The organism is Azospirillum formosense (assembly GCF_013340925.1).
Classification (GTDB): domain Bacteria; phylum Pseudomonadota; class Alphaproteobacteria; order Azospirillales; family Azospirillaceae; genus Azospirillum; species Azospirillum formosense.
Genome location: NZ_WHOR01000452.1, coordinates 1 through 2,328, shown reverse-complemented (window position 1 = coordinate 2,328; position 2,328 = coordinate 1). Strand labels below are relative to the sequence as shown.

Here is a 2,328-nt window from a genome sequence, read left to right as displayed (position 1 = left end):
GGGAAGGGGCCCGCGGCGAAGCCGTGGGAAGGGTGGGGGCAGGACCTTGCCCCTTACTCCGGACGCATCTTGCGGACGGCCTCGTCGGACGGCAGATAGTCCGCGCCGTCGGCGTAGCGCCAGCCCGTCATCACGCCCTGGCCGTCCTTCACCGTGGTCTTGCCGACATAGGCGCCCATGGTCGCCTGATGGTCGAGCGCGCGGAAGGTGATCGGGCCGAAGGGGCTGGACAGGTCCAGGCCGGACAGCGCGTCCACGACCTTCTCCGCATCGGTGGAGCCGGCCTTCTCCACGGCGGCGGCGATGGCCTTGAAGGTGGCGTAGCCGACGACCGAGCCCTGGCGCGGCGGCTCGTTGAAACGCTTCACATAGGCCTCGCGGAAGGCCTTGTGCTCGGGCGTGTCAATCTGCTCCTGCGGGTAGCCGGTGACGACCCAGCCCTCCGGCGCCTCGTCCTTCATCGGGTCGAGATACTCCGGCTCGCCGGTCAGCAGGCTGACGACGGTGCGGTTGCGGAACAGGCCGCGCCCTTCGCCCTCACGCACGAACTTGGCGAGGTCGGCGCCGAAGGTGACGTTGAAGATGGCGTCGGGCTTTGCCGCGGCCAGCGCCTGCACGGTCGGCCCCGCCTCCAGCTTGCCCTGGGCCGGCCACTGCTCGGCCACGAACTCCACGTCCGGACGCTTCTCCGACAACAGCTGGCGGAACCACTGCACCGCCGACTGGCCGTATTCGTAGTTGGGGGCGACGGTGGCCCAGCGCTTGGCCGGCAGCTTCGCCGCCTCCTCCACCAGCATGGCCGCCTGCATGTAGGTGCTGGGGCGCAGGCGGAAGGTGTAACGGTTGCCCTTGGTCCAGGTAATGGCGTCGGTCAGCGGCTCCGCCGCGACGAAGGGCACCTTGTTGCGCGCGGCGAAGTCCGCCACGGCCAGCCCGACGTGGGAGAAGTAGGTGCCGGCCAGCAACTCGACCTTCTCGTTCGACAGCAGCTCCTGCGCGACGCGCACGGCGTCGTCCGGCTTGCCGGCGTCGTCGCGGGAGACGACCTCCAGCTTGCGCCCACCGAGCAGGCCGCCCGCCGCATTCACCTCCTCCACCGCGAGCTGCCAGCCCTGGCGGTAGGGGATCGTGAAGGCCGGCAGGCCGGTATAGCTGTTGATCTCGCCGACGCGAATCGGCTGCCCGCCCGATGGGGCCGGGGCGGATTGCGCCTGGGCGGCGGGCATCGGCGCGGCGATGCAAAGGGCGACGGCGAGGGCGGCAGCGCCCGGCGCAAGCAGGAGATGGCGGCGGTTCATGGTCGGCGGTATCCCGGCGCGGTTGGCGGCTGCGTGAACGCATGGAACGGCAGCGTGAACGCAATGTCTGCGTTCATAGCAAACCCACCGCAAAAGTCACCGTTCCGTTGCGCCGCACCAAGCCTCTTTTCCGCGTGCCGCCGTGGGAACCGCAGGCCTCACATCAGGCGGGAGAGGAGCATGAGGAAGGTCGCCTGCTCCTCCGGGGTCAGCGGGTCCAGCGTCCGGTGATGCGCCTGGGTGGCGTTTCCAAGCAGGGTGCTGACCAGCGATTGGCCGGATCGGGTCAGGCTGACGCTGGTGCGCCGCCGGTCCTGCGGGTCCGGCTGGCGTTCCACCAGCTTGCGCTCCACGAGGCGCAGGATCACGCCCTGGGTGGTCGCCGGGTCCATGAAGGTCAGCCGGCCAAGTTGATTCTGCGACAACGATCCTTCGGTCCGCAACGTGACCAGGGCACCCCACTGGGTGGGGGTAAGCTGGGAGTCGCCGATCATGTCCATGAAGATGGAGGACGCGCGCTGATGGGCCCGGCGAAGGCGATAATGCACCTGCCCGGTCAGCAGGTAATCGTCGGTCGGAGGATGGGCGATGTGATCCATGGGCGCACACGAGCGTTGCGGAGCCGGACCGTTTCCGGTTGCGGCGGGTGTCGGCGGAACACCGTGCGGCAGGTCCGGTGCCGGTCCCGGGGAATGCTCCCGGGCGTGCACCAAATGCAGCAGGCTTCGCATTGAAGCCTAGGCATGGAAGTCGCGATAGGCAACGCTCGCCGCTGCGGCATAGGGCCACAGTCTAAGGCTGATCACTATTTAAAATGCAAAGCACTCGCGAACGAAGATGATCCGTGCGTATCAAGATTCTTTCCTGGTGGACTGGGTAGAAATCTGCATATGCGGGTGTGTTTTGGTCATACCAGAGGGCAGCCCATATTTCGATTATGGGTTTTGTTTCGGTGGGTAGGTGTTCGGCGGCGGAGTCCTTTCGCGGTCGGACTTCGGGAGGTCACCGTCCGGCGGCGGGACACTCCCGG

The 2,328-nt window shown here is 67.4% G+C and carries 2 protein-coding genes; both read right to left on the bottom strand.

The window, feature by feature from the left end; translation table 11 throughout:
* Window positions 1-53: 53 nt before the first annotated feature.
* Complete coding sequence (locus GBZ26_RS28880; protein ID WP_174441736.1) at window positions 54-1,298, bottom strand: ABC transporter substrate-binding protein; 1,245 nt, start codon at window positions 1,296-1,298, stop codon at window positions 54-56.
* Between the two features lie 158 nt (window positions 1,299-1,456).
* A complete protein-coding gene (locus GBZ26_RS28875) occupies window positions 1,457-1,897 on the bottom strand; it encodes a MarR family winged helix-turn-helix transcriptional regulator (protein WP_174441735.1) in 441 nt (146 codons plus the stop codon).
* Window positions 1,898-2,328 lie beyond the last annotated feature (431 nt).

What these genes read in the sequence shown, in the direction of transcription:
- GBZ26_RS28880 (WP_174441736.1), bottom strand. Translation starts at nt 1,298, where the DNA reads ATGAACCGCCGCCATCTCCTGCTTGCGCCGGGCGCTGCCGCCCTCGCC.
- GBZ26_RS28875 (WP_174441735.1), bottom strand. Translation starts at nt 1,897, where the DNA reads ATGGATCACATCGCCCATCCTCCGACCGACGATTACCTGCTGACCGGG.